This window comes from uncultured Plantibacter sp., from assembly GCF_963518075.1.
GTDB classification, from domain to species: domain Bacteria; phylum Actinomycetota; class Actinomycetes; order Actinomycetales; family Microbacteriaceae; genus Plantibacter; species Plantibacter flavus_A.
On the sequence record NZ_CAUQHZ010000003.1, the window covers coordinates 203,381 to 226,863 of the forward strand.

Below are 23,483 nucleotides of genomic sequence, written 5' to 3' on the forward strand. Positions count from 1 at the left end.
TAGACTCGACCGTTATGTCTGATGGACCACTGATCGTCCAAAGCGACCGCACCGTGCTGCTCGAGGTCGCCCACCCGCTCGCCGAGGACGCCCGCCACGATCTCTCGGTGTTCGCCGAGCTCGAGCGTGCGCCGGAGCACATCCACACCTACCGGATCACCCGTCTCGGACTCTGGAACGCGCGCGCCGCCGGGCACGATGCCGACCAGATGATCGAGACGCTGGAGCGGTACTCGAAGTTCTCCATCCCCGCGTCCGTGACGATCGACATGCGCGAGACCGTCAACCGCTACGGACGGCTCGTGATCGAGCGCTCCGAGGAGGGTGAGCTCGTCCTCCGCTCGACGGACCTCCCGATCCTGACCGAGGTGGCCGGCGCCAAGAAGATCGCGCCCCTGCTCATCGGGCACCCGACGCCGGACACCTTCCTCGTCGAGCCGTGGGCACGCGGCGCGCTCAAACAGGAACTCGTGAAGCTGGGCTGGCCCGCCGAAGACCTCGCCGGATACACGGCCGGCACGCCGCACCGGATCGACCTGGTCGAGGACGGCTGGCACCTCCGCGACTATCAGCAGCAGGCGGTCGACAACTTCTTCTCCGGCGGTTCCGGTGTCGTGGTGCTCCCCTGCGGTGCGGGCAAGACCCTGGTCGGCGCCGGAGCGATGGCGACGGCGTCCACCAACACCCTCATCCTCGTCACGAACACGGTGTCGGCGCGGCAGTGGCGCGACGAGTTGTTGAAGCGCACCTCCCTCACCGCCGATGAGATCGGCGAGTACTCGGGGCAGGTGAAGGAGGTCAAACCGGTCACGATCGCGACCTACCAGATCCTCACGGCCAAGCGGAAGGGTGAGTACGCGCACCTCGCGCTGCTCGACGCCATGGACTGGGGCCTCGTGGTGTACGACGAGGTGCACCTGCTCCCGGCCCCCGTCTTCAAGCTCACCGCCGAGCTGCAGGCGCGGCGTCGCCTCGGCCTGACGGCGACGCTCATCCGCGAGGACGGTCGCGAGGGCGACGTCTTCTCGCTCATCGGCCCGAAGCGGTTCGACGCCCCGTGGAAGGAGATCGAGGCGCAGGGCTTCATCTCCCCTGCTGCGTGCTTCGAGGTACGCGTCGACCTGCCTCAGGCCGACCGACTCACCTATGCCGCATCGGCCGACGACGAGCGGTACCGCCTCGCCGCGACCGCCCCGGCGAAGCTCGACGTCGTCCGGCAGCTCGTCGAACGTCACCGCGGCGAGCAGATCCTCGTCATCGGACAGTACCTCGATCAGATCGAGGAGCTCGCCGAGACGCTGGGAGCCCCGCAGTTGACGGGGGCGACGCCAGTCGACGAGCGCGAACGGCTCTACCAGGCCTTCCGCGACGGCACCGAGCAGGTGCTCGTCGTCTCCAAGGTCGCGAACTTCTCGGTCGACCTGCCCGAAGCGACCGTCGCCATCCAGGTGTCGGGGTCGTTCGGTTCACGGCAGGAGGAGGCGCAGCGTCTCGGCCGCCTGCTGCGCCCGAAGTCCACGGGGCTCACCGCGAGCTTCTACACCCTCGTGTCGCGCGACACCGTCGATCAGGAGTTCGCACAGAACCGGCAGCGCTTCCTCGCCGAGCAGGGCTACAGCTACACGATCCTCGACGCCCACGCCCTCCAGAACGCGTGAATCCGGCTCTCAGAAAAGTCTCAAGAAACGTGCAGATAATGGTGTCATGACCGGACCCCGCATCCTCATCGTCGACGACGAACCGAACATCCGCGACCTCCTCACCACGAGCCTGCGATTCGCCGGCTTCGCCGTCCGTGCCGTGGGCAACGGCGCAGCCGCCATCTCGGCGGTCCTCGAGGAGGAGCCAGACCTCATCATCCTCGACGTGATGCTGCCGGACATGAACGGCTTCGGCGTCACCAAGCGCCTCCGCAGCGCCGGTTACACGGCGCCGATCCTCTTCCTCACCGCGAAGGACGACACCGAGGACAAGATCACGGGCCTGACGGTCGGCGGCGACGACTACGTCACCAAGCCGTTCAGCCTCGACGAGATCGTGGCACGTATCAAGGCCATCCTCCGCCGGACGATGCAGGCCGACGAGGACGCGGTGATCCGCACCGGCGAACTGACGATGGACCAGGACACCCACGAGGTCCTCGTCGGTGACACCCCCATCGACCTCAGCCCGACCGAGTTCAAGCTCCTCCGCTACCTCATGCTCAACCCGAACCGCGTCCTGTCGAAGGCCCAGATCCTCGACCACGTCTGGGAGTACGACTTCAACGGCGACGCCGGCATCGTCGAGAGCTACATCTCCTACCTGCGCCGGAAGCTCGACCAGTTCTCCAGCGAGCCGCTCATCCAGACCAAGCGCGGATTCGGCTACATGCTCAAGGCCGGAAAGGCGTAGCCCCCACCCGATGGCCGATTCCCTGTCCACCTGGTGGAGCAGCGTCTCACTCCGGACGAAGATCACCGGGGTGACGGTGCTCGTCCTCGCCTTCGGTCTGCTCGTCGCAGGCATGGGGACGACCCCGCTCCTCAAGGAGGTCCTCACCCAGCAGGCGAACGACAGTCTGGTCACTGCCGCCAAGGGCAAGATCGTCGGTGAGATCTCCGAGGACGGTCAGCTCCAGCTCGACGCCCCCTCGACGCTGTTCGTCGCCGTGTACGACACGAACGGCGAACTCCGGGCCTCCTCCGGCTGGGACGACAGCATCGCTCCCGAGCACCCGGCGCACCTCAGCGCGAACGACGTCGCCGCGAGCGGGACCCAGATCTACACGACCACCAACGCGAGCGGCACGATCGTGTACCACGCGGTGTCCGTCCCGGTCACCCTCGACGGGTTCCGCACGGGAGCGGCATGGGTCGCCATCTCGATGCAGGGCACCGACAACACGATCGCGACCTACCTCACGATCTTCTTCGTCCTCGGCGTGCTCATCATCGTGGTCGGAGCACTCCTCACCCGGTGGTTGGTGACCGGCACGTTCGAACCGCTCCGCCAGGTGGAACGGACGGCCGCCGCGTTCGCCGACGGCGACTTCAGCCAGCGACTCGCGGGCTCGACGCCGAACACCGAGGTGGGGCGACTCAGCCGATCGCTCAACACGATGCTCGCGCGCATCGACCGCGCGTACTCCGATCGCGGGAAGACCATCGAGCAGATGCGGAACTTCGTCGGCGATGCGAGCCACGAGCTGCGCACCCCGCTCGTCTCCGTCCGCGGCTACGCCGAGCTCTACCGGATGGGTGCCCTCCAGACGCCGCAGGACGTGGCACAAGCCATGGAGCGCATCGAGAAGGAGGCCATCCGCATGGGTGCGCTCGTCGAGGACCTCCTCCAGCTCGCCCGCCTCGATGAGACGCGACCACTGAACGTCGCCCCCGTCGACCTGCTCCCGATCGCACGCGACGCCGCTCTCGACACCACCGCCCAGGCCCCCGGGCGCACGGTGCAGGTCGTCCGCGACGAACGCATGGTGCGAGCCGCCGACGACGACGCCGCCGAGACGCCAGGCGAGTCCCCAGCCGCTGCCGAAGCACCGGTCCAGACGAGCTCGACCGGCCCGATCTTCGGAGCGACGTTCAACCGCTTCCGGCGTCGGCCGAAGCCGTCCGGCGACGCCACCACGCCCGACACGAAGCCCAATGCCGAACCGTTGACCCTGGCCGTGCCGCCGATCGTCCTCGGCGAGGAGAACAAGATCCGGCAGGTCGTCACGAACCTCATCGGAAACGCCCTGCGATTCACACCCGCCGACAGCCCGATCGAGCTCGCAGTCGGCACGGACGCCCGCGCCGGGACCGCCAGCATCGCCATCGTCGACCACGGCGAGGGCATTCCGCCGCAGATCCGCGAGAAGATCTTCCAGCGCTTCTGGCGTGCCGACAGTTCACGGACCCGCGAGACGGGCGGCAGCGGCCTCGGACTGGCGATCGTCGCGTCCATCGTCGCTGCGCATGGAGGCACGGTCGACGTCACCGAGACCCCCGGTGGCGGCGCGACGTTCCGCGTGATCCTGCCGCTCGCCCCGTCGGCGGCCACGAGCCCCATCGTCATCGCGGGCCCTCCGGCCTGACCCGCCACCGGGCCTCCTCGACCCTCCTCCACAGGCGCAGGCTTGCCCCGGACGGCATGTCCGAGGTCTCCCTCGCCGGTTCCCGCGGGTGGTGAGCACCTACCGTCTCGGTAGTGGCGATGACAGGCATCGCCCGGACGAACGGAGTTCCCGATGGCCACTTTCCAGGTCGACAGCGACGCGGTCGAGCGCGCCTCCACGGCGGCACGCGTCACGATCGAACAGATCCAGAACGAGGTCGCCCGCCTGCACTCGCAGCTGGCGGCACTCGACGGGCAATGGACCGGCGCAGCAGCCGCTGCGTTCCACGGTGTCGTCGAGCGCTGGAGGGGCACCCAGCGTCAGGTCGAGGAGAACCTCGGCGAGATCAGCCGGGCACTCGCCGTCGCGGGCACACAGTACGCCGAGATCGAGCGGGCGAACGCCAGCATGTTCAGCGGGTGAGCGGCTGACCGCCGACGCGGTTCACGGACCTGCGTCGGCGGGCTCCCGCGACCTCCGGCGACCGTGGCGCTCAACGGCCGCTCAGGACCCCGGCCGCGGCAGCCTGAGCATAAGCCGTCGCTTGTGCGCCGAGCTCGGAGACCCCGTAAACCGGATCGGCCGAGCTCTCGTTACTGACATCGATGCGCAGCCAATGACCGTCGACCGTGAGGTGGACGCTGCACGACGAGAAGATCTCCGTCCGGCACTGCAGGAAGGCGTCGCGCGATCCCAAGCCGTCGAGCGCCAGGAAGCTGATGTCCGCACCGTCCTTCATCCGCGTCTCGACCAACTGCTCGTAGGCCCACTGCCCACGGGGCAGAGCGGTGAGCAGGCCGCGGGCCGAGTCGCTGTCCGGGAGCCCGAAGATGCAGTCCGGGACACCGAAATCGTCGGCGGCCCCTCGACTGGCCGAACCGCCCTTCTTCGGCGCCCACGTGTACACCAGTTGCTGGCCGAGGAGTTCACTCATCGTCGCCTCGGGCACGAAACCCTCGCACTCGGTCGGCAGGACAGCTGGCCCGGCCGTCGTGTCGCCCCAGTCGAAACGTGGCGCACTCGCCGTCGGCTCCAATGCGGTCCTGATCGATTCGACGAACGGCATGACCGCGGTCCGCGCCGCTTCGTCGGACTCGGCGACGTTGTCGGCTGGCCCATCGATCCTGACCTCCACCCAGCTGTCGCCGATGAGGAACTGCATGCTGCACACATCGAGCACGCGTCCGTCACCGGTGAAGCAGGAGAGCGGCGTGGAGTTCTCCCAGGGGCCAGGCTCGCCCGACGTCCAACCTTCGAAGAACGGCTGCCAGCGGGCTGACGCTTGCGGGAGCACCAGCACCTCCGCCCAGCGCTCGGTCCCGAGCGGAGAGCCTCCCTGAAGCCGATCACGGGGCTCCCCGTTCCCCCAACTGCACTGCAGTCCTCCGAGTGCCACGGGCGCCGTATTGATCGGTGTGGCGATGACGTCATCCGTGAAGGGAGGCTCGAGCACGACGGAGGGAGCGAGCGCCGAGCTGACGATGTCGGCTGGCACGAGGTCCTTGCACCCGAGCCCGTACGAACTGACCGGGGTCGTGGGTCCGGGGGCGGTGCTCGGTGTCGCAGAGGACACCGGTGTGGACGTCTCCGTCGGGGTCGGTTCGGCCGGCGTACACGCGCTCAGCCCCAGAATCACTACGGCGGCGATCGCCGCTCCCCCGATACGTCTCATAGCTCGATCATAGGAACCGTCACCTCGGGAGATATGCCATTCCGATCACGTCTCTACAACGACTGTTCGATCCATGCGCGACGAGCGCACAGGTCGAGGGTCCTCCCCGATGCGGGATGACGAAACGACGCAGGGCGCCTCCCGAAGGAGACGCCCTGCGCAGGTGTTGCTGTCGGACTTAGAAGTCCATGCCACCGGTCGGGTCGCCGGCCGGAGCCGGGTTCTTCTCCGGCTTGTCGGCGACGACGGCCTCGGTGGTGAGGAACAGGCCGGCGATCGACGCTGCGTTGAGCAGCGCGGAGCGCGTGACCTTCACCGGGTCGTTGATGCCGGCAGCGAGCATGTCGACGTACTCACCGGTCGCGGCGTTGAGGCCGTGTCCGACGGGCAGGTTGCGGACCTTGTCGGCGACGACGCCGGGCTCGAGGCCTGCGTTGAGCGCGATCTGCTTGAGCGGAGCGTCGATGGCGACCTTGACGATGTTCGCACCGGTCGCCTCGTCACCGACGAGCTCGAGCTTCTCGAACGCGGTCTTGCCGGCCTGGATCAGGGCGACGCCACCACCGGCGACGATGCCCTCTTCGACGGCGGCCTTCGCGTTGCGAACGGCGTCCTCGATGCGGTGCTTGCGCTCCTTGAGCTCGACCTCGGTCGCTGCACCGGCCTTGATGACCGCCACACCGCCCGCGAGCTTGGCAAGACGCTCCTGGAGCTTCTCGCGGTCGTAGTCGCTGTCGGTGTTGTCGATCTCCTTGCGGATCTGCGAGACACGACCGGCGATGGCGTCGGCGTCGCCGGCACCCTCGACGATGGTGGTCTCATCCTTGGTGATGACGACCTTGCGCGCACGGCCGAGCAGGTCGAGGGTGACGGTCTCGAGCTTGAGGCCGACCTCCTCGGAGATGACCTGGCCACCGGTGAGGATGGCGATGTCCTGCAGCTGAGCCTTGCGGCGGTCGCCGAAACCCGGAGCCTTGACGGCGACGGACTTGAAGATGCCACGGATCTTGTTGACGACGAGCGTCGCGAGAGCTTCGCCGTCGACGTCCTCAGCGATGATGAGGAGCTGCTTGCCCGACTGGATGACCTGGTCGACGATCGGCAGGAGGTCCTTGATCGCGGAGATCTTCTGGTTGGCGATGAGGATGTAGGGGTCCTCGAACACCGCTTCCTGGCGGTCGGGGTCGGTCACGAAGTACTGCGACAGGTAGCCCTTGTCGAAGCGCATGCCCTCGGTGAGCTCGAGCTCGGTGCCGAAGGTGTTCGACTCCTCGACGGTGACGACGCCCTCCTTGCCGACCTTGTCGATCGCCTCGGCGATGATCTCGCCGATGGTGGTGTCGCCGGCGGAGATGGAAGCGGTCGCAGCGATCTCCTCCTTGGTCTCCACCTCCTTGGCGTTGGCGATGAGCTCGACCGTGACGGCCTCGACGGCCTTCTCGATGCCGCGCTTGAGGCTGATGGGGTCGGCGCCTGCGGCGACGTTGCGGAGGCCCTCGCGAACGAGCGCCTGTGCCAGCACGGTCGCCGTGGTGGTGCCGTCGCCGGCGACGTCGTCGGTCTTCTTGGCGACCTCCTTGACGAGCTCCGCGCCGATCTTCTCGTACGGGTCGTCGAGTTCGATCTCCTTGGCGATGGACACGCCGTCGTTGGTGATCGTGGGGGCGCCCCACTTCTTCTCGAGGACAACGTTGCGACCGCGCGGCCCAAGGGTGACCTTGACCGTGTCAGCAAGAATGTTCAGTCCACGCTCGAGGCCGCGACGGGCCTCCTCGTCGAAAGCAATGATCTTAGCCATGTGTGTTTTTCGTCCCTCCCGGACGTCATGAACGTTGTTAGCACTCAATGAGTACGAGTGCTAAGTCGATTCTGGCACTCAGGGGGTGGGAGTGCAAGTGAGCACCGGAGCCCTGAGCGAACTCCCGGGAACCGCCCCGGAACGACGAACGACGCCGCCCACCGGAGTGGACGGCGTCGCAGGAATCGCGTGCCTGATCAGCGGCTACGCCAGGCGCACACCTTCGGCCTGGGGCCCCTTTGCTCCCGTGCCGACCTCGAAGACGACCGCCTGGCCCTCTTCCAAGGACTTGTAGCCGCTCATGTCGATCGCCGAGTAGTGGACGAAGACATCCTGTCCGCCGCCGTCGACCGTGATGAAGCCGAAGCCCTTCTCAGCGTTGAACCACTTGACGGTTCCGTTCGCCATTTCATACTCCCATTGCTGCGTGCTCTCGGCGCCCGACTGTTGCCGGACCCGGACCTGCCATCCGGGATCGGGATCCCGGCGGCCACCCTGCGCCGAAGCGGACCCGGGGGCGAGTCGAGACGGGACGGGATGAGCGGCCAATTCCAGATACTAATCCGGGGCACCGCGCGGATTCACCCCGAAATCGGCAAACGGGGCGGAGTGATACGACAACTCAACATGGAGGAAACACTCCGGAAACACGGCGAGCCGGCGACCTGACCGATCGACCTGCTCCAGCCGCGCTCAGGCGGCCGGCTGGTAGTCCGCGCCGACCACGACGACGATGCGGAGGACCGGTGCCTCGCCTTCCTCGACGGGGATCGCGTACGTGTCCGTGATCTGGATCGGGATACCGCCGAGTGCGTTCGCGATGGCGCGAGCGACGCCCTCCTGCGACGGATCCTGGTAGTAGACGCCGCTCGCCGTGACGTCCTCGGTGCTGGCGTCGCTCGTCGGGATCTGCTGCGTGAAGCCGGCGGCCGAGATCGCCGCCGCCGCCGATGCGGCGAGGCCGGCAGTGGGTGTGCCGTTCAGGACGAGGATGCTGGCCGCGGGGTCGACGACGGGGGCCGCCTCGGTCGGGGTGGGGGTCGGCGTGGGCGTGGCGCTCGGGCTCTGCGAGCCGCCGAAGAAGTCGATGCGGTCGTTCAGTCCGAACAGGGCGAAGGTGCCGATCCCAACAAGGACGAGCGTTGCGACGACGGCGACGAGGAAGGCGATCCAGCCGCGTCCCTTGGGAGCAGGGGCACGGTGTGCGCCGACGCGCTTGAGGTCGGGGACCTCGTCGAAGCGGTCGGGCGGGAAGGATTCAGCCATGGTGTGGTCTCCGGGAGCTGCTCAGCCGTCGGTGCGGGGAGCCGAGGCTCCTCGCGCCGAGAGTCGGGCGTCGCGGGTGCGCTGCAGCCGCTTGATCAGCATGGGGTCGTGGGCGAGGGCGGACGGCGAGTCGATGAGCGCGCCGAGCAGTTGATAGTACCGGGCCGGGGACAGGGCGAAGCGGTCGCGGATGGCGGCCTCCTTGGCCCCGACGTGCTGCACCCAATGGGACTCGAACTCGAGGATCTCGAGCTCGCGCGGCTCGAGGCCGCCCGTCGGCGTCGACGCCTCGTCATCGGCAGGCGTACGCGACGCTGACTGCATGCTCGTCTCCTGCCGATCGGTGCCGATGCGGCGACCGTGGAGTCGTGCTCCGGTCCGCCGTCCTCCAAGTCTATTCAGCCGATGGCCGCCGGGCCGCATCCACCCCGGCGAGGGCCGACGTTCACCGGGAAGGATCAGGCTCGGTGCAGTGTTATGGAATACGTCGGGAGCCGCATGCACGAGGCGGCCCCGCACGTAGGATGACCGAGACGAATGGAGCAGCATGACGTACGACGTGTCGAAGACCGATGAGCAGTGGCGCGAGGAACTCACGCCCGAGCAGTATCAGGTCCTCCGCGGAGCGGCGACCGAACGGGCCTGGACCGGTGAGCTCCTCGACGAGTCACGCGCGGGCCTCTACACCTGTGCCGCCTGCAACGCGGAGCTCTTCAAGAGCGGTACCAAGTTCGATTCCGGCTGCGGATGGCCGAGCTTCTACGAGTCCGTGAACCCCGAGGCGGTGCAACTCATCGAAGACCGTTCCCTCGGGATGGTGCGCACCGAGGTCCGCTGCGCCAACTGCGGCTCGCACCTCGGTCATGTGTTCGACGACGGCTTCGGGACGCCCACCGGTGACCGCTACTGCATGAACTCGATCGCGCTCAACTTCGCCGCGGCCGACACCGCCGAGCCGACGGAGTGACCGAACCGATCGAGCGCCCGGTCCTGGCCGCCGTCGCCGGGCGCCGTTCGTGGTCGAAGGTCACCGACATCGCTCCGAGTGACGCGGAACTCCTCGAGGTCCTCGGGGCGGCCGGTCGAGTGGCAGACCACAGCGCCCTGCGTCCGTGGCGGGTCATCACCCTCCGGGGCGACGACCGGGTGAAGCTCGGTCGGGCGCTCGCGAAGGCGGAAGGCGACTCGAAGCCCTCGACGAAGCCGCTCCGCGCGCCCCTGCTGCTCGCGGTCGTCGTGAGTGTGAAGAAGTCGAAGGTGCCCGCCTGGGAGCAGGAGGCGGTCGCGGCAGGAGTGGCCCACATGGTCAGCCTCCTGCTCGACGACGCCGGTTGGGGCGTGTTCTGGCGCACCGGCGGCGCGACTCGCGCCAAAGCGGTCCGGAAGGCACATGGCCTGAAGAAGGGCGAGGAGCTCCTCGGCTGGCTGTACGTCGGAGGGAAGCCGGGTAACGCTCGCACGGGGCGTCGCAAGACGTTCGACGCGAAGGCGCACCTCAGCTCCATGCCCTGAGGACGGAGTCGCTCACGACATCCGACCGATGACGGCTCGACTCAGTCGGCGGACGACGATGCCGCGGGACGACGCCTGAACCGCGCCGATGCGATCGCCACGGCGGCGAACGCGAGGAGCGTCCCGATGACGGTCGCGACATGCACGCCGTCATCGTCGGTGGGCAGGAGCACGTCCAAAGCGAGCGCGCTCAGGGTCTGACCCGCCACCGTGCCGAGCCCGAGGATGAGCACGCCCGTGTGCTGGACGAGGAACGCGGCCACGGCGATGAACACGCATCCGATCGGGCCGCCGAGGTAGAGCCACCACTCCCCCGGGAGCGGACCGGGCGGCGCGACGATGATCGCGTGCAGCACTGCGGCGACGACCAGCACGACCGTCCCGACGATGAAGTTGATGAACGTCGCGGCGAGCGTGCTCTGCGCCCGCATCTTGACCCGACCGTTGACCGCCTGCTGCCAGCCGATCCCGATCCCGGCGAGCAGCGGCAGGATGAGGAGTCCGAGCGGGATGCTCCCCCCGAGCTCGCCCGAGACGGCGACGCCGACCGCGACGAGGGCGACGACCGCCCCGAGGACGCGCTGGACGCTCAACCCGACGACGCCTCCCGGGCCGAACCCGATCCGGTCGAGCACCAGCCCGCTCGCGGTCTGGCCGGCGACGACCGCGACCGTGAACAGGGCGACGCCGAGCGCGGCGGCGGTGAGCCCCTGCGACAGCACGAGGAAGGCGCCGGCGCAGCCGCCGAGCACCGTCCACCAGGGCATCTCCCGGCGTCGGACGGCACCGATCACCGTGGCGAGCCCGCGACGGCCGGTACGGGAGACGGCGAGTCCGACCGTGAGGATGATCAAGCCGCCCCCGAAGGAGATCGCGGCGGCGGTGAACCCGTCACCGAGACGCGCACCGAGCTCGCCGTTCAACCGGGCCTGCACCGCGATGAAGGCGCCACTGACGACGGCGATGAGGAGCGCGAGCGGTGCTGGGAAACGGGTCACGGGAGGGTTCCTTCCAATGAGGAACCGCCCACTCAGCAGGCTGAGCGGGCGGTTCTCGGCTGGAGCCGACGACGGGACTTGAACCCGTAACCTACGCTTTACAAGAGCGTTGCGCTACCAATTGCGCCACGTCGGCCGACAGGGGCTGGCCCCGGTCTCGTCCATCCTACGATGGCGGCGGATCAGCCGTTGGTCACGGGCGACTCGCTGGCACCCGGCGTCGGCGTGCCGGTGGAGTAGCTCTCGCTCGAGACGGCGAGGACGAACGCAGCGAACTGCTCGGCGTCGGTGAGTGAGCCCGTGTACTGCTTGCCGTTCACCAGGATGGTCGGCGTGCCCTCCACCTTCTTGACGTCCGTCCCGGGCAGCGGGCCGCTGCGCGCACGGTCGGTCGAGTCCTTCACCCAGGACTTGTAGGTGCCGTCGTCGATGCAGGCGTTGATCTTCTTCTCGCCGCCGGAGATGACGCCCTTGGCGATCGACTTCAGCTCGGCGTCGGTCAGGCCCTCGGTGTTCTCCTTGGGCTGGTTCTCGAACAGTGCGGTGTTGAAGGAGAAGAAGTCGTTCGGCGAGTACTCCGCGACGCAGGCCGCCGCGTTCGAGGCGCGCAGCGAGTACTGCGTTCCGAGCGAGAGGTTGCTCAGCGTTGCGAGGGGGTGCACCGTGTAGGTCGCGGCACCGGCCTCGAGCCAACCCTTGACCTGCTCGGCGTTCGTGGTCTCGAACTGACCGCAATAGGGGCAGAGGAAGTCCTGGTAGACGGCGATCTCGACACCGTCGGCGGCGGGGGTCTCGGTGGCTGCCGGCGTCTCGGCCGGGGCAGGCTCCGCGGGTGCGGCCGCATCGTCGGTCGTGCTCGGCGTGGGCGTCGACGCACTGGCCGGGGCTCCGACCAGCTGCAAGCCGGCGGAGACGGTGAAGCCGTCGTTCTTGGCCGCGGTCGGGACCGGTCCGGCGGGCTTGATCGACGTCACGATGATGACCGCCACCACCGCCACGATCGCGAGCGCACCGAGCACGATGCCACCCTGGAGCAGCACCCGGTTGCGGCGGTCGCGGCGCTTCTGCTGCTCGCGCAGCACCCGCGCCTTCTCGCGTGCCGCGTCGCGTCGTTCGTTCTTGGTCGGTCGGTTCTGCGATCCAGCGCCAGACATTGATCCTCGTTTCGGGGGGCTCGCGCTGCGGAGACGAGGCAGCGCCAAACAGAGTAATCGTAGACCTGCCGCCTGGGAGAGGCCCAAACCAGGCCGGGAGCCGGCTGTGCGTCCGCCGGGAGATCCGCTGGCCGCAGCACCTTCCATTCACAGGAGGTCGTGGCATACTGGGACGGCGAACCGGCCATCGATGACGGGTTCGCGTCCATTCACAACGGATCGTCCGGCACGTACCTGCCGGTGAAGGAGAACAACCATGGCGTCTGTGACGTTCGACAACGCAACCCGTTTCTACCCGGGTGGCACCCGCCCCGCGGTCGACAAGCTGAACCTCGAGGTCGCCGACGGCGAATTCCTCGTCCTCGTCGGCCCGTCCGGCTGCGGCAAGTCCACCTCCCTCCGCATGCTCGCCGGCCTCGAAGAGGTCAACGACGGCCACATCTTCATCGGCGACCGCGACGTCACCGACGTGCCGCCGAAGGACCGCGACATCGCGATGGTGTTCCAGAACTACGCGCTGTACCCGCACATGACCGTCGCCGAGAACATGGGCTTCGCGCTCAAGATCGCCGGTGTCGGCAAGGAAGAGCGTGCCACCCGTGTGCTCGAGGCCGCCAAGCTCCTCGACCTCGAGGACTACCTGACCCGCAAGCCGAAGGCGCTCTCCGGTGGTCAGCGTCAGCGCGTCGCGATGGGTCGAGCCATCGTCCGTCAGCCCCAGGTCTTCCTCATGGACGAGCCGCTGTCGAACCTCGACGCCAAGCTCCGCGTCCAGACCCGCACCCAGATCGCGTCGCTGCAGCGTCGTCTCGGCGTCACCACCGTCTACGTCACCCACGACCAGACCGAGGCGCTCACCATGGGCGACCGCATCGCGGTCCTCAAGGACGGCATCCTGCAGCAGGTCGGCACCCCGCGCGACCTCTACGAGAAGCCGAACAACGTCTTCGTCGCCGGCTTCATCGGCAGCCCGGCCATGAACCTGTTCGAGGGCGAGATCGCCGATGGCGGCATCAAGCTCGGCGGCTTCGTCATCCCGGTCGAGCGCGAGATCACCGACGCCGCTCCGTCGAAGAACGTCACGGTCGGCGTGCGACCCGAGGACATCACCGTGTCCAGCAACTCGGGCTCCGGCATCGAGGTGACCGTGGACCTCGTCGAGGAGCTCGGCGCCGACGGCTACCTCTACGGGCACACCGAGGTCTCCGGCAAGCGCACCGACATCGTCGCCCGCGTCGACGGCCGCAACCACGCGCACATCGGCGACACGGTCTTCCTCGCGCCGACGCCGCACCACGTGCACGCGTTCGACTCGGCATCGGGTGAGCGTCTGGGCAACAAGCCGGTCGTGTCCTCCTCGATCTAGTTTCCCGCCGACGATGGTCGAGCGGTCGGTCTCCGATCGCTCGGCCATCGTCGTTTTCGCTTGTCCAGTCTCTGCACGACGATCCCCGAGGAGCGCTCCGCACCATGTCCGGCGCATTGAACATCACCGCTGCCACCGTCGACCCGGCGCTGCTCGACCTCCCCTGGGAGCTCCCCCTCGAGAACTGGCCGAATGAGGCGATCGCCTCGCTCCCGAAGGGCATCTCGCGCCACCTCGTCCGGTTCGCGAACCTGTCCGGCTACGTCATCGCCGTCAAGGAGACGACCGCGGAGATGGCGAAGGGCGAGTACGACATGCTGCGCACCCTGCAGCGCCTCGACATCCCCTGCGTCGACCCGCTCGCGGTCATCACGAACCGGAGCGACCGCAAGGGCCGAGAGCTGCCGAGCGTGCTCGTGACGCGGCACCTGAAGTTCTCACTCCCCTACCGCGCGCTCTTCCAGGGCACCCTCCGGCCCGACACCGCGACCCGTCTCGTCGACGCGCTCGCCGTCCTCCTCGTCCGCCTGCACATCGTCGGCTTCTTCTGGGGCGACGTGTCGCTGTCGAACACGCTCTTCCGGCGCGACGCGGGCGCTTTCGCCGCCTATCTCGTCGACGCCGAGACGGGCAAGCTCTACGAGGGCGGCCTGTCGAACGGGCAGCGTGAGAACGACCTCGAGATCGCCCGCGTGAACATCGCCGGCGAGCTCCTCGACCTCGAGGCCGGCGGACGCGCCGACGCCGAGCTCGACCCGGTCACCGTGAGCAACGGCATCGTCGCCGCCTACCGTTCGCTCTGGAAGGAGCTCACGGGCTCAGAGTCCTTCGACGCGTCCGAGCGCTGGCGCATCACCGAGCGCGTCCACCGCCTGAACGAACTCGGCTTCGACATCGAGGAACTCGCGATCAAGACGACCGACGAGGGCTCGACCGTGCGGATCCAGCCGAAGGTCGTGGACGCCGGGCATCACCAGCGCCGTCTTCTGCGGCTCACCGGTCTCGACGCGGGCGAGAACCAGGCGAGGCGCCTGCTCAACGACCTCGACGCGTATTCGGCCTCGTTCGGGAAGGACGGGTTCGACGAGGAGATGGCGGCGCACGAGTGGCTCATCCGCGTGTTCGAGCCGGTGGTGAAGGCGATCCCCCGCGAACTCCGCGGCAAGCTCGAGCCCGCCGAGATCTTCCACCAACTTCTGGAGCACCGTTGGTTCCTCGCGCAGAACGAGGGTCGCGACATCCCCCTCGCGGAAGCCGTCGGTTCCTACGTGAACACCGTCCTGCGACACCGCCGCGACGAGGCGACCATGATCGTGCCGCCGACCGAGGCGATCAGCATCCCCGCCGCCATGACCGGACCGGTCGACTGGCGAGACCTCGTCTGATCGGGTCCGACACCTCGGCTGATGACAGACAGGCCCTCGGAACGGAGATCCGTTCCGAGGGCCTGTCCTCGTTCGTGCGGTGCGAGCGCCGGTGGCCTACTCGGCGTTCCGGCGACGCGCGATCTCGTACAGCGTCACGCTGGCCGCGATCCCGGCGTTGAGCGATTCGGTCGAGGCCGAGATCGGGATCGACACGACCGCGTCGCAGGTCTCGGTGACGAGGCGGGACAGGCCCTTGCCCTCGCTGCCGACGACCACGAGGATCGGCTGATCGGCGAGTTCGAGCCCCGGGAGGGAGACGTCGCCGTCGCCGTCGAGGCCGATCACGAAGACACCGCGCTCCTTGAACGCTTTGAGCGTCTGGGTGAGGTTGGCGGCCATCGCGACCGGCGTCCGAGCCGCCGCGCCTGCCGAGGTCTTCCACGCGGAGGCGGTGAGGCCCACGCTCCGGCGCTGCGGCAGGATCACGCCGTGACCGCCGAAGGCTGCGGTCGATCGGATGATCGCACCCAGGTTCCGGGGGTCGGTGATGCCGTCGAGGGCGATGAACAACGGGTTCTCGCCACGGGAGATGACCTGGTCGAGCAACTCCATGGGGTGCGCGTACTCGTAGGGCGGCACCTTGATGGCGAGGCCCTGGTGCACGCCGTCGAAGCCGGCCATGCGGTCGAGCTCCGGACGCATGACCTCGAGCACCGGGATCCCGCGTCGGGTGGCGATGCTGAGCGCCTCCTTCACCCGGTCGTCCATCTCGATGCGGGTCGCAACGTACAGCGTGGTGGCGGGGATCTTCGCGCGGAGCGCTTCGAGGACGGAGTTGCGGCCCGTGACGACCTCGGACTCGTCGCTCGACTTCTGCTTGGTCCGGCCGTTCGTGGACGGGCGTCCGTTCTGGCCGGCCGCCTGCCTTGGCTTGCCGGTGCCGCCGGAAGCCGCGTAGCGCTCCTGCGCGGCCTTCCGCTTGCCGGCCGGGTGCCAGGCGCGGTCCTCGGCCTTGGGGGTCGGTCCACGACCCTCGAGCGCCTTACGGCCGAGGCCGCCGGTGCCCTTGGTGGGACCCTTCTTCGCTTTCTTCGGCCCGGTCGGGCGGGAAGGCTTACTTGCCACTGATACTCCAATGTGCTCCGGACGGGGTGTCTTCGATGGTGATCCCAGCCGCTGTGAGTTCGTCGCGGATCCGGTCGGCCGCTGCGAAGTCCTTGGCGACCCTGGCGTCCGCGCGATCGACGAGCAGACGCTCGACGAGTGCGGACAGGGATCGGTGAGTGACGGGGTCGGCGCCCGACGACCACGAGGGGTCGGTCGGGTCGATGCCGAGCACCCGGGTCATGTCGAGGACGGCGACGGCACGCTCGCGCGCCGTCGTCAGGTCGCCGCCGTCGAGGGCGGCGTTGCCGACGCGCACGGCGTCATGCAACACGGCGAGCGCGCGGGGGATGTTCAGGTCGTCGTCCATCGCCTCGACGAAGGCGGCCGGGAGCGTCGCTCGACTGGCGGCCGTGGTCGTCTCGGTGAGGAGGTCGGCGCGGGCGGCACGATCGAGGAAGCCCTCGACACGTCCGAGTGCGGCCTCGGCCTCGGCGAGTGCGCCCGGATGGAACTCGAGTGTCGATCGGTACTGCGCTGCACCGAGGTAGTACCGGACGACGAGCGGCCGGGCTGCTGCCAGGAGGTCGGCTGCGTAGACGGAGTTGCCGAGGGACTTCGACATCTTCTGCCCGCCCGTGACGGCGACCAGCCCGTTGTGCAACCAGTACCGGGCGAAGGGGTCGCCGGCTGCGCTCGACTGGGCGAGCTCGTTCTCGTGGTGGGGGAAGCGGAGGTCGAGTCCGCCGCCGTGGATGTCGAACTCCTCGCCGAGGTACTTGGTCGACATCGCCGAGCACTCGATGTGCCAGCCGGGCCGTCCCTCGCCCCACGGAGACATCCAACTCGCCGAGCGCGGCTCCCCGGGCTTGGTGCCCTTCCAGAGCGCGAAGTCGCGGGGATCGCGTTTGCCGCGCGGGTCGGCGTCGGTCGCGGCCTCCATGTGCTCGGCGCTCTGCCGCGTGAGTTCGCCGTAGCGGCTCCATGAGGCGGTGTCGAAGTAGACGTCGCCGGAGTCGTCGGGGGCCGGGTACGCGTGCCCGGCGTCGATGAGCCGCTCGATGAGCTCCTGCATCTCCGGGATGCTCGCCGTCGCGCGTGGCTCGTAGCTCGGCGGCAGGATGCCCAGGGCGCGGTAGGCGGCCGTGAACTCGAGTTCGTACCGGTAGGCGAGCGCCCACCACTCCTCGCCGGGCTGGGCGAAGCCGCCCTCGACGCCGGCGGCGGCGTTCGCGAGGATCTTGTCGTCGATGTCGGTGACGTTGCGGACGAGTGTGACTCGGAGCCCGGAGGACGTCAGCCAGCGTCGCAGCTGGTCGTAGACGAGCGCGCTGCGCAGGTGCCCGATGTGCGGAGAGGACTGCACGGTCGGTCCGCAGACGTACAGCCCCGCCTCGGCTTCGCGGAGCGGCACGAAGTCCCGGAGGGACTGCGTTTTCGAATCGTAGAGTCGGAGGGCCACGAGACCAGACTAGCCGCCGTCGTCGGGGCATGATGGTCCCATGACCACGGGACGCGACGACCAGCAGGTTCTCCGCGCGCGACTCGCGGCACAGCTCCTCGACGGGAGCCATCACCACTCCCCCACGGCTGCGGTCTCGCAGCTGCTCGCGGTCCAGGCCCAGGACCTCGCTTCGTCGCTGTGGGCGGTCGGCGTCAGGTCGAGCGGCACGACGATGGCCGAGGTGCTCACGGCGCTCGAGGACGGTTCGATCGTCCGGTCCTGGCCGATGCGCGGCACCCTGCATCTCGTCGCCGCCGAGGACCTCGGGTGGCTGCTCGGACTCGGTGTCCCGCGGGTCCGCTCGACGATCGCGGCCAGACACCGTCAGCTCGGGCTGGACGCCGAGACCTTCTCACGCTCGCGTGCGCTCACCGAGCGACTGCTCAGCGGGCATCGGCGCGTGACGAGGGATGCGCTGCTGACGGCCCACACCGACGCCGGGATCCCGATCGACGGACAACGAGGCTCACACCTCATCATGGAACTCGCGATGTCGGGCGTGGTCTGCTGGGGACCGCCCGCGGGGAGACAACAGGCACTCGTCCTGAGCGAGGAGTGGATCCGTGCCCCGCGGGTACTCGAGGCCGACGAGGCGCTCGGGGAGTTCGTCGTCCGGTATCTCACCGGCCACGGCCCGTCGACGATCGCCGACCTCACCTGGTGGTCGAAGCTCACCGTCGCCCAGGCGAAACGCGGCGTCGAGGTGGCCGCCGGACGGCTGGTCTCAGAGTCGCGCGACGGGGTCACCCGCTGGTCGACCGCCGAGGGCATCGGACCTTCAGCTGCTCCACGACCACCGCGGGTGCTCGCACTGCCCGGATTCGACGAGCTGCTCCTCGGCTACCGCGACCGCGAGTTGACGCTCCCGGCGGCGTTCGCAGACCGCATCGTGCCCGGCGCGAACGGCATCTTCCTCCCGATGATCACCGTCGACGGGCGCGTCGTCGGCACCTGGCGCCGACGGACGAGTGCGACCGGCGTCGTCGTCACCCCGACGCCGTTCCAACCGCTGTCGCAGCGGGTGCAGGCGGGGTTCCGACGAGCTGCTGGCGAATACGGGCGGTTCCTCGGGCTCGGTGCGTCGGTCGACGAGGGCACGTCCGCCGACTGAGGACCGACCCGTCAGCGGCGCTCGACGAGGGCGGTGGCGATGGCCGTGACGCCCTCGCCGCGGCCGGTGAACCCGAGCGCATCCGTGGTCGTCGCCGCGACGCTGACCGGTCCGTGGACCAGCGCGCTCAGCACGCCCTCCGCCTCCGCCCGACGCGGCGCGAACCGCGGGCGGTTGCCGACGAGCTGCACCGCGACGTTGACGACGACGAAGCCCGCAGCGTGCAGCCGTTCGACCGCCGCCCGCAGGAAGACCTCGCCGCTCGCCCCGGCGAAGCGGGGGTCGTCGGTGCCGAACATGGAGCCGATGTCGCCGAGGCCGGCAGCGGACAGCAGGGCGTCGACGATGGCGTGGGCGACCGCATCCCCGTCGCTGTGTCCGGCCAGCGGCCGTTCCCCCGGCCAGCTGAGGCCGGCGAGGCTCAGCTCGCCGTCGTCGGCGAAGGCGTGGACGTCGATGCCGATGCCGGTCCTGATCGAGGTGGTCGGCCGTGCGCCCACCTCGTGCTCCTGGTCCCGCTCCCGGTCCGCCAGAAGTCGCTCCGCACGCTGGGCGTCCCACGGGGTCGTGATCTTGAACGCCGCCTCCGAGCCGCCGACGGTGAGCACGGGGTGTCCGGCGTCCGCGTAGAGCGCCGCATCGTCGGTGGCCGCTGCCAGGCGGTCTTCGGCGACGCGGAAGGCCGCGACGAGGGCATCACGCGGGAACGCCTGCGGTGTCTGGACGGCTCGGAGCGCGGCCCGATCCACGGTCTGCTCGACGAGGTCGCTCGCGTCGACCCGCTTGATCGTGTCGGTCACCGCGAGCCCCGGCACGATGCCCCACCCCGTCCGCTCCGCGGCGTCGATCACCCGTTCGAACTGGTCGGTCGGGGTGAGTGCCCGTGCGGCGTCGTGGACGAGCACCGTGCGGACTCCCGGCCACAGGGCGGCGAGTCCGGCGAGGACGGAGGACTGTCTCGTGTCGCCTCCGGCGACGACACGGAGGTGGTCGGCCGCCTTCCCCGCCGCGCGACGACCGATCGTCTCAGCCTCACCGACGCGATCCGCGGGGACCACGACGACGACCTGGACCGCGTCGCGCAGGCGGAAGACCGGGGCGAGCGCGTGTTCGAGCACGGTGCTGCCGGCGAGCGACACGAACGCCTTGGGGATCCCGGCACCGAGGCGCGTCCCACTGCCCGCCGCCACGACGATCACGCCGACGGCCGGGCCGTCCATGGAGGGGTCGGCAACGGCACCCGGTTCGTCGATCGCAGTCATGCCACGAGCCTACTTCTCGGGCGCCCAGCCCGAACGGACGGTCGGCTCAGGAGGCGAGGACCTCATCGAGGACGGACGACGCCTGCTCCTCGTCGGTCTGCTCCGCCAATGCCAGTTCAGAGACCAGGATCTGGCGGGCCTTCGCGAGCATCCGCTTCTCTCCTGCTGAGAGCCCTCGGTCCTGGTCGCGACGCCACAGGTCGCGGACCACCTCGGAGACCTTGATGACGTCGCCCGAGGCCAGCTTCTCGAGGTTCGCCTTGTAGCGGCGGGACCAGTTCGTCGGCTCCTCGGTGAACGGCGCACGGAGTACGTCGAACACGCGGTCGACCCCCTCGCGTCCGATGACGTCGCGCACCCCGACCAGGTCGACGTTCTCGGCCGGGACCTCGATCATGAGGTCGCCCTGGGTGACGCGGAGCTTCAGGTAGAGCTTCTCCTCGCCCTTGATGATGCGGGTCTTCACCTCGGTGATGGTCGCGGCGCCATGGTGCGGGTAGACGACGGTCTCGCCAACTTCGAAGATCATGGGTCTCGGTCCCTTCAGCGTCTCCCAGAATACCACGGGACCCCTGATCAGAGCCGGGTACCGGGTGCCCAGCGGACCGGGTGGTGAACCGATCGATCACGGGTCGGCGACCCTGCCACGCCCCTCCGCAGCCGTGGGCTAGACTCGAATCCGGATCCCGGGACACCTGTCACTCGTCTGCGCCCGGGGCCACCACATCTTGGAGGGTTCTGTGAAGGCGCGTCTCATCGCTTCCATCGTCGTCGCGGGTGCTGTCGCACTCGGCATGAGCGGTTGCAACCTCATCGCGCCGCAGGCGACCCTGAAGCAGTACGACGCCTCGGACGGCGTCGGTGTCACCGTCGGCTCGGTGGCCGTCCGCAACGCCATCGTCGTCTCCGACGACGGCGAGACCGGCAACCTCGTCTTCAGCGTCGCGAACCGCGACGACCGCGCCCACACGGTGCTCATCGAGATCGAGGGCAAGGACGAGCAGTTCCAGGTCCTCGCGGAGCCCGGCCTGACGACGTTCGACGGCTCGGGAGCCAACGACCCCCTGCGCATCGAGTCCCTCGGCGTCCAGCCCGGAGCGATCGTGGACGTCTTCTTCCAGTACGGCGACGAGACGGGCGCCACGGCGAGTGTGCCGGTCCTCACCGGTGAGCTGCTCGAGTACTCCACGCTCGTCCCGACGCCGCTGCCGACGGATGAGCCCACCGAGACGCCGACGCCGCTCGCGACGCCCACCACGGAGCCGACCGAATAACGCTCCGTCGCCCCACACGGACGAACGCCCCGCACCTCTTCAAAGCTGCGGGGCGTTCGTCCGTCCTGGACCTGCGTCAGGCCTCGAAGCGGTAGCCGAGCCCACGCACGGTCACGAGCATCACCGGTTCCGAGGGGTTCGCCTCGATCCGGGAACGGATGCGCTTGATGTGGACGTCCAGCGTCTTGGTGTCGCCGTAGTAGTCGCTCCCCCACACCCGGTCGATCAGCTGACCACGGGTGAGAACCCGTCCGGCGTTCCGGAGGAGCAGCTCGAGCAGCTCGTACTCCTTGAGCGGCATCGGGATCGGCGCCCCGTTGACCTCGACGACATGGCGCTCGGTGTCCATCCGGACCGTGCCGGCCTCGAGCAGCACCTCCTCCTGCGCCTGGTCCGCCTCGACCCGGCGTCGCAGCACCGCCCTGATCCGCGCGAGCAGCTCGCGGGTCGAGTAGGGCTTCGTGACGTAGTCGTCGGCGCCCAGCTCGAGCCCGACGACGATGTCGACCTCGGAGTCCTTCGCGGTCAGCATGATGATCGGCGTGCTCGAGACCGCGCGGATCTGACGGCAGACCTCCGTCCCGGGGATGCCGGGGAGCATGAGGTCGAGCAACACGAGGTCAGCGCCGCGAGCCGTGAAGGCCTGGACCGCCGAGGGACCGTCCTCCGCCACCTCGACCTCGTACCCCTCCCGTTCGAGCAGGTAGCTCAGTGGTTCACTCAGAGACGCTTCGTCTTCGACGAGCAGGATGCGGGTCACGGGGTACTCCTTGCCGTGCCGGTGGACAGGTCCTCCGGCGGGGTCGTTGCTCTGGGAAGGCGGATGGTGAACGTCGAGCCACGGCCCAGCTGCGACCAGACCTTCACCTCGCCGCCGTGGTTCTGGACGGTGTGCTTGACGATGCTGAGGCCCAGGCCGGTGCCGCCCGTGTGGCGGGACCGCGCCTGGTCGACGCGGAAGAACCGTTCGAAGACCCGGTCGCGGTCCTCTTCGGCGATCCCGACGCCCTGATCGGTGACGGCGATCTCGACGACGTCGTCGACCGCGCGGACGCCGACACCCACGTGTGCGCCGGTGGGCGAGTAGTGGATGGCGTTCGAGATGAGGTTGTGCACGGCGACGACGAGCATGGCCTCGTCACCGTACACCTCGAGGTTCTTACCGCCTTTGAGGGAGAGCGCCACCCCGGTCGCCTCGGCCGGCACACGGTTCTGGTCCACCGCCGCGGCGATGACCCGATCGAGGCGGACGAGTTCCGGCTGATGGAGGGCGTCGGCCGCCTGCAACCGCGAGAGGTCGATGATCTCGGCCGTCATCCGGGTGAGTCGCTGTGATTCGGTCGAGAGCCGGCTGGCGAACCGCTTCACCCGTTCCGGGTCGTCGGCCGCCGTGTCGAGCGCTTCCGAGAGGAGCCCGATGGCGCCGATCGGCGTCTTCAACTCGTGGCTGATGTTCGCGATGAAGTCCCGGCGGACCTCGTCGAGTCGACGCGCCTCCGTGTGGTCCTCGGCCAGGAGGAGGATGAAGCGAGACCCGAGCGGCGCCGCCCGCACGCGCAGGTGGCGGGTGGCCTCGCCGAAGCGCCCGAGCGCGAGTTCCAGATCGCTCGTGACGGCTTCGCCGGTGCGTCGGACCTCGAGCGCGAGGTCGATGAGCTCCTGGTTGTCGAGCACGCGGTCGCGCACCAGCCCGAGCGCGAACGCCCCCGGGGAGGCCTTCAGCACGTTGTTGGACGGGTCGACGACGATGCCCGCGCTGTCGAGGGCTTCGAGCACCTGGTCGACCCCGTCTGGGACGACCGGGTTGACGACCGTCGCGGCGCGCTCTCCGCGGCGGAAGGCGAGGGTGATGAGGGCGACGAAACCGCCTCCGACGATGAGGCCGAGTGCCAGGGCGATCAGCACCAACCACATGGTGTCCATGGGTACTACGTTACTCAGTCCGCCGAACGGCGAACTCGCGAATACCCCGCCACTTCGACGACTGTTCACGCTTGTGGCCCCA

23 protein-coding genes and 1 tRNA gene are annotated in these 23,483 nt (G+C 68.8%); 10 read left to right on the top strand and 14 right to left on the bottom strand.

The window, feature by feature from the left end:
* Positions 1-14 precede the first annotated feature (14 nt).
* From RWN05_RS06180 to RWN05_RS06195, 4 genes are all read left to right on the top strand, one after another.
* On the top strand, positions 15-1,658 hold the full coding sequence (locus tag RWN05_RS06180; protein WP_079001909.1) for a DNA repair helicase XPB: 1,644 nt from the start codon (positions 15-17) through the stop codon (positions 1,656-1,658).
* 46 nt (positions 1,659-1,704) lie between these two features.
* On the top strand, positions 1,705-2,394 hold the full coding sequence (locus RWN05_RS06185) for a response regulator transcription factor (protein ID WP_056007716.1): 690 nt from the start codon (positions 1,705-1,707) through the stop codon (positions 2,392-2,394).
* Between the two features lie 10 nt (positions 2,395-2,404).
* Entirely contained in the window at positions 2,405-4,069 is a 1,665-nt protein-coding gene (locus tag RWN05_RS06190) for a HAMP domain-containing sensor histidine kinase (RefSeq protein WP_079001907.1), read from the top strand.
* 153 nt (positions 4,070-4,222) lie between these two features.
* Positions 4,223-4,513 carry a WXG100 family type VII secretion target gene (locus RWN05_RS06195; RefSeq protein WP_079001905.1) on the top strand — a complete coding sequence of 97 codons (291 nt, stop codon included), beginning with the start codon at positions 4,223-4,225 and terminating at the stop codon, positions 4,511-4,513.
* A gap of 70 nt (positions 4,514-4,583) precedes the next feature.
* Here RWN05_RS06195 and RWN05_RS06200 read toward each other — a convergent pair whose 3' ends face one another.
* The 5 genes from RWN05_RS06200 to RWN05_RS06220 form a co-directional block, all read right to left on the bottom strand.
* Entirely contained in the window at positions 4,584-5,384 is an 801-nt protein-coding gene (locus tag RWN05_RS06200; RefSeq protein WP_314138975.1) for a hypothetical protein, read from the bottom strand.
* A gap of 556 nt (positions 5,385-5,940) precedes the next feature.
* Positions 5,941-7,560 (bottom strand): chaperonin GroEL, encoded by a 1,620-nt coding sequence (gene groL / locus RWN05_RS06205; protein WP_064296567.1) that lies wholly within the window; start codon positions 7,558-7,560, stop codon positions 5,941-5,943.
* A gap of 204 nt (positions 7,561-7,764) precedes the next feature.
* On the bottom strand, positions 7,765-7,968 hold the full coding sequence (locus RWN05_RS06210) for a cold-shock protein (RefSeq protein ID WP_064296568.1): 204 nt from the start codon (positions 7,966-7,968) through the stop codon (positions 7,765-7,767).
* A 285-nt stretch (positions 7,969-8,253) separates the two neighbouring features.
* The gene (locus RWN05_RS06215; RefSeq protein WP_079001901.1) at positions 8,254-8,826 is read right to left on the bottom strand and encodes a LytR C-terminal domain-containing protein; all 573 of its coding nucleotides are present in this window, start codon (positions 8,824-8,826) and stop codon (positions 8,254-8,256) included.
* Positions 8,827-8,847: 21 nt separating this feature from the next.
* Positions 8,848-9,150 (bottom strand): DUF3263 domain-containing protein, encoded by a 303-nt coding sequence (locus tag RWN05_RS06220; RefSeq protein WP_064296396.1) that lies wholly within the window; start codon positions 9,148-9,150, stop codon positions 8,848-8,850.
* A gap of 223 nt (positions 9,151-9,373) precedes the next feature.
* Between RWN05_RS06220 and msrB the strand changes: the two genes are divergently transcribed.
* Positions 9,374-9,793, top strand: coding sequence for a peptide-methionine (R)-S-oxide reductase MsrB (gene msrB / locus RWN05_RS06225; RefSeq protein ID WP_064296397.1), 420 nt, complete (start codon positions 9,374-9,376; stop codon positions 9,791-9,793).
* The gene (locus RWN05_RS06230; protein ID WP_079001898.1) at positions 9,790-10,338 is read left to right on the top strand and encodes a nitroreductase family protein; all 549 of its coding nucleotides are present in this window, start codon (positions 9,790-9,792) and stop codon (positions 10,336-10,338) included. The genes msrB and RWN05_RS06230 overlap by 4 nt, the downstream gene beginning before the upstream one ends.
* 41 nt (positions 10,339-10,379) lie before the next feature.
* On the opposite strand, the gene RWN05_RS06235 is transcribed toward RWN05_RS06230, so the two are convergent.
* The 3 genes from RWN05_RS06235 to RWN05_RS06245 form a co-directional block, all read right to left on the bottom strand.
* Positions 10,380-11,336, bottom strand: coding sequence for a DMT family transporter (locus RWN05_RS06235; protein WP_153303406.1), 957 nt, complete (start codon positions 11,334-11,336; stop codon positions 10,380-10,382).
* A 60-nt stretch (positions 11,337-11,396) separates the two neighbouring features.
* Positions 11,397-11,472 (bottom strand) — tRNA-Thr (locus RWN05_RS06240).
* A 46-nt stretch (positions 11,473-11,518) separates the two neighbouring features.
* Positions 11,519-12,490 carry a thioredoxin domain-containing protein gene (locus RWN05_RS06245; RefSeq protein ID WP_079001817.1) on the bottom strand — a complete coding sequence of 324 codons (972 nt, stop codon included), beginning with the start codon at positions 12,488-12,490 and terminating at the stop codon, positions 11,519-11,521.
* Between the two features lie 256 nt (positions 12,491-12,746).
* Between RWN05_RS06245 and RWN05_RS06250 the strand changes: the two genes are divergently transcribed.
* Both RWN05_RS06250 and RWN05_RS06255 read left to right on the top strand, forming a co-directional pair.
* A complete protein-coding gene (locus tag RWN05_RS06250; RefSeq protein ID WP_071261188.1) occupies positions 12,747-13,856 on the top strand; it encodes an ABC transporter ATP-binding protein in 1,110 nt (369 codons plus the stop codon).
* A gap of 104 nt (positions 13,857-13,960) precedes the next feature.
* Entirely contained in the window at positions 13,961-15,241 is a 1,281-nt protein-coding gene (locus tag RWN05_RS06255) for a DUF4032 domain-containing protein (protein ID WP_064296363.1), read from the top strand.
* Between the two features lie 96 nt (positions 15,242-15,337).
* Here the strand turns inward: RWN05_RS06255 and rlmB are convergent, their stop codons facing one another.
* Together rlmB and cysS are read right to left on the bottom strand one after the other, a co-directional pair.
* Positions 15,338-16,348: a 23S rRNA (guanosine(2251)-2'-O)-methyltransferase RlmB gene (gene rlmB / locus RWN05_RS06260; protein WP_137242092.1), complete on the bottom strand. Its 1,011-nt coding sequence runs from the start codon at positions 16,346-16,348 to the stop codon at positions 15,338-15,340.
* The gene (gene cysS / locus RWN05_RS06265) at positions 16,338-17,789 is read right to left on the bottom strand and encodes a cysteine--tRNA ligase (RefSeq protein ID WP_314138977.1); all 1,452 of its coding nucleotides are present in this window, start codon (positions 17,787-17,789) and stop codon (positions 16,338-16,340) included. Before cysS ends, rlmB begins: the two co-directional genes overlap by 11 nt.
* 40 nt (positions 17,790-17,829) lie before the next feature.
* Here cysS and RWN05_RS06270 point away from each other — a divergent pair, with 40 nt between their 5' ends.
* A complete protein-coding gene (locus tag RWN05_RS06270; protein WP_314138978.1) occupies positions 17,830-18,942 on the top strand; it encodes a winged helix DNA-binding domain-containing protein in 1,113 nt (370 codons plus the stop codon).
* Positions 18,943-18,953: 11 nt separating this feature from the next.
* Here the strand turns inward: RWN05_RS06270 and ispD are convergent, their stop codons facing one another.
* Positions 18,954-20,204, bottom strand: a complete 1,251-nt coding sequence (gene ispD / locus RWN05_RS06275; RefSeq protein WP_314138979.1) for a 2-C-methyl-D-erythritol 4-phosphate cytidylyltransferase — start codon at positions 20,202-20,204, stop codon at positions 18,954-18,956.
* A 46-nt stretch (positions 20,205-20,250) separates the two neighbouring features.
* Positions 20,251-20,733 carry a CarD family transcriptional regulator gene (locus tag RWN05_RS06280; RefSeq protein WP_064296368.1) on the bottom strand — a complete coding sequence of 161 codons (483 nt, stop codon included), beginning with the start codon at positions 20,731-20,733 and terminating at the stop codon, positions 20,251-20,253.
* Between the two features lie 211 nt (positions 20,734-20,944).
* Between RWN05_RS06280 and RWN05_RS06285 the strand changes: the two genes are divergently transcribed.
* Positions 20,945-21,478: a hypothetical protein gene (locus RWN05_RS06285; RefSeq protein ID WP_064296369.1), complete on the top strand. Its 534-nt coding sequence runs from the start codon at positions 20,945-20,947 to the stop codon at positions 21,476-21,478.
* A gap of 76 nt (positions 21,479-21,554) precedes the next feature.
* On the opposite strand, the gene RWN05_RS06290 is transcribed toward RWN05_RS06285, so the two are convergent.
* Together RWN05_RS06290 and RWN05_RS06295 are read right to left on the bottom strand one after the other, a co-directional pair.
* Positions 21,555-22,238, bottom strand: coding sequence for a response regulator transcription factor (locus RWN05_RS06290; protein ID WP_064296370.1), 684 nt, complete (start codon positions 22,236-22,238; stop codon positions 21,555-21,557).
* Positions 22,235-23,401 carry a cell wall metabolism sensor histidine kinase WalK gene (locus RWN05_RS06295; protein ID WP_079001808.1) on the bottom strand — a complete coding sequence of 389 codons (1,167 nt, stop codon included), beginning with the start codon at positions 23,399-23,401 and terminating at the stop codon, positions 22,235-22,237. The genes RWN05_RS06290 and RWN05_RS06295 overlap by 4 nt, the downstream gene beginning before the upstream one ends.
* Between the last annotated feature and the right edge of the window lie 82 nt (positions 23,402-23,483).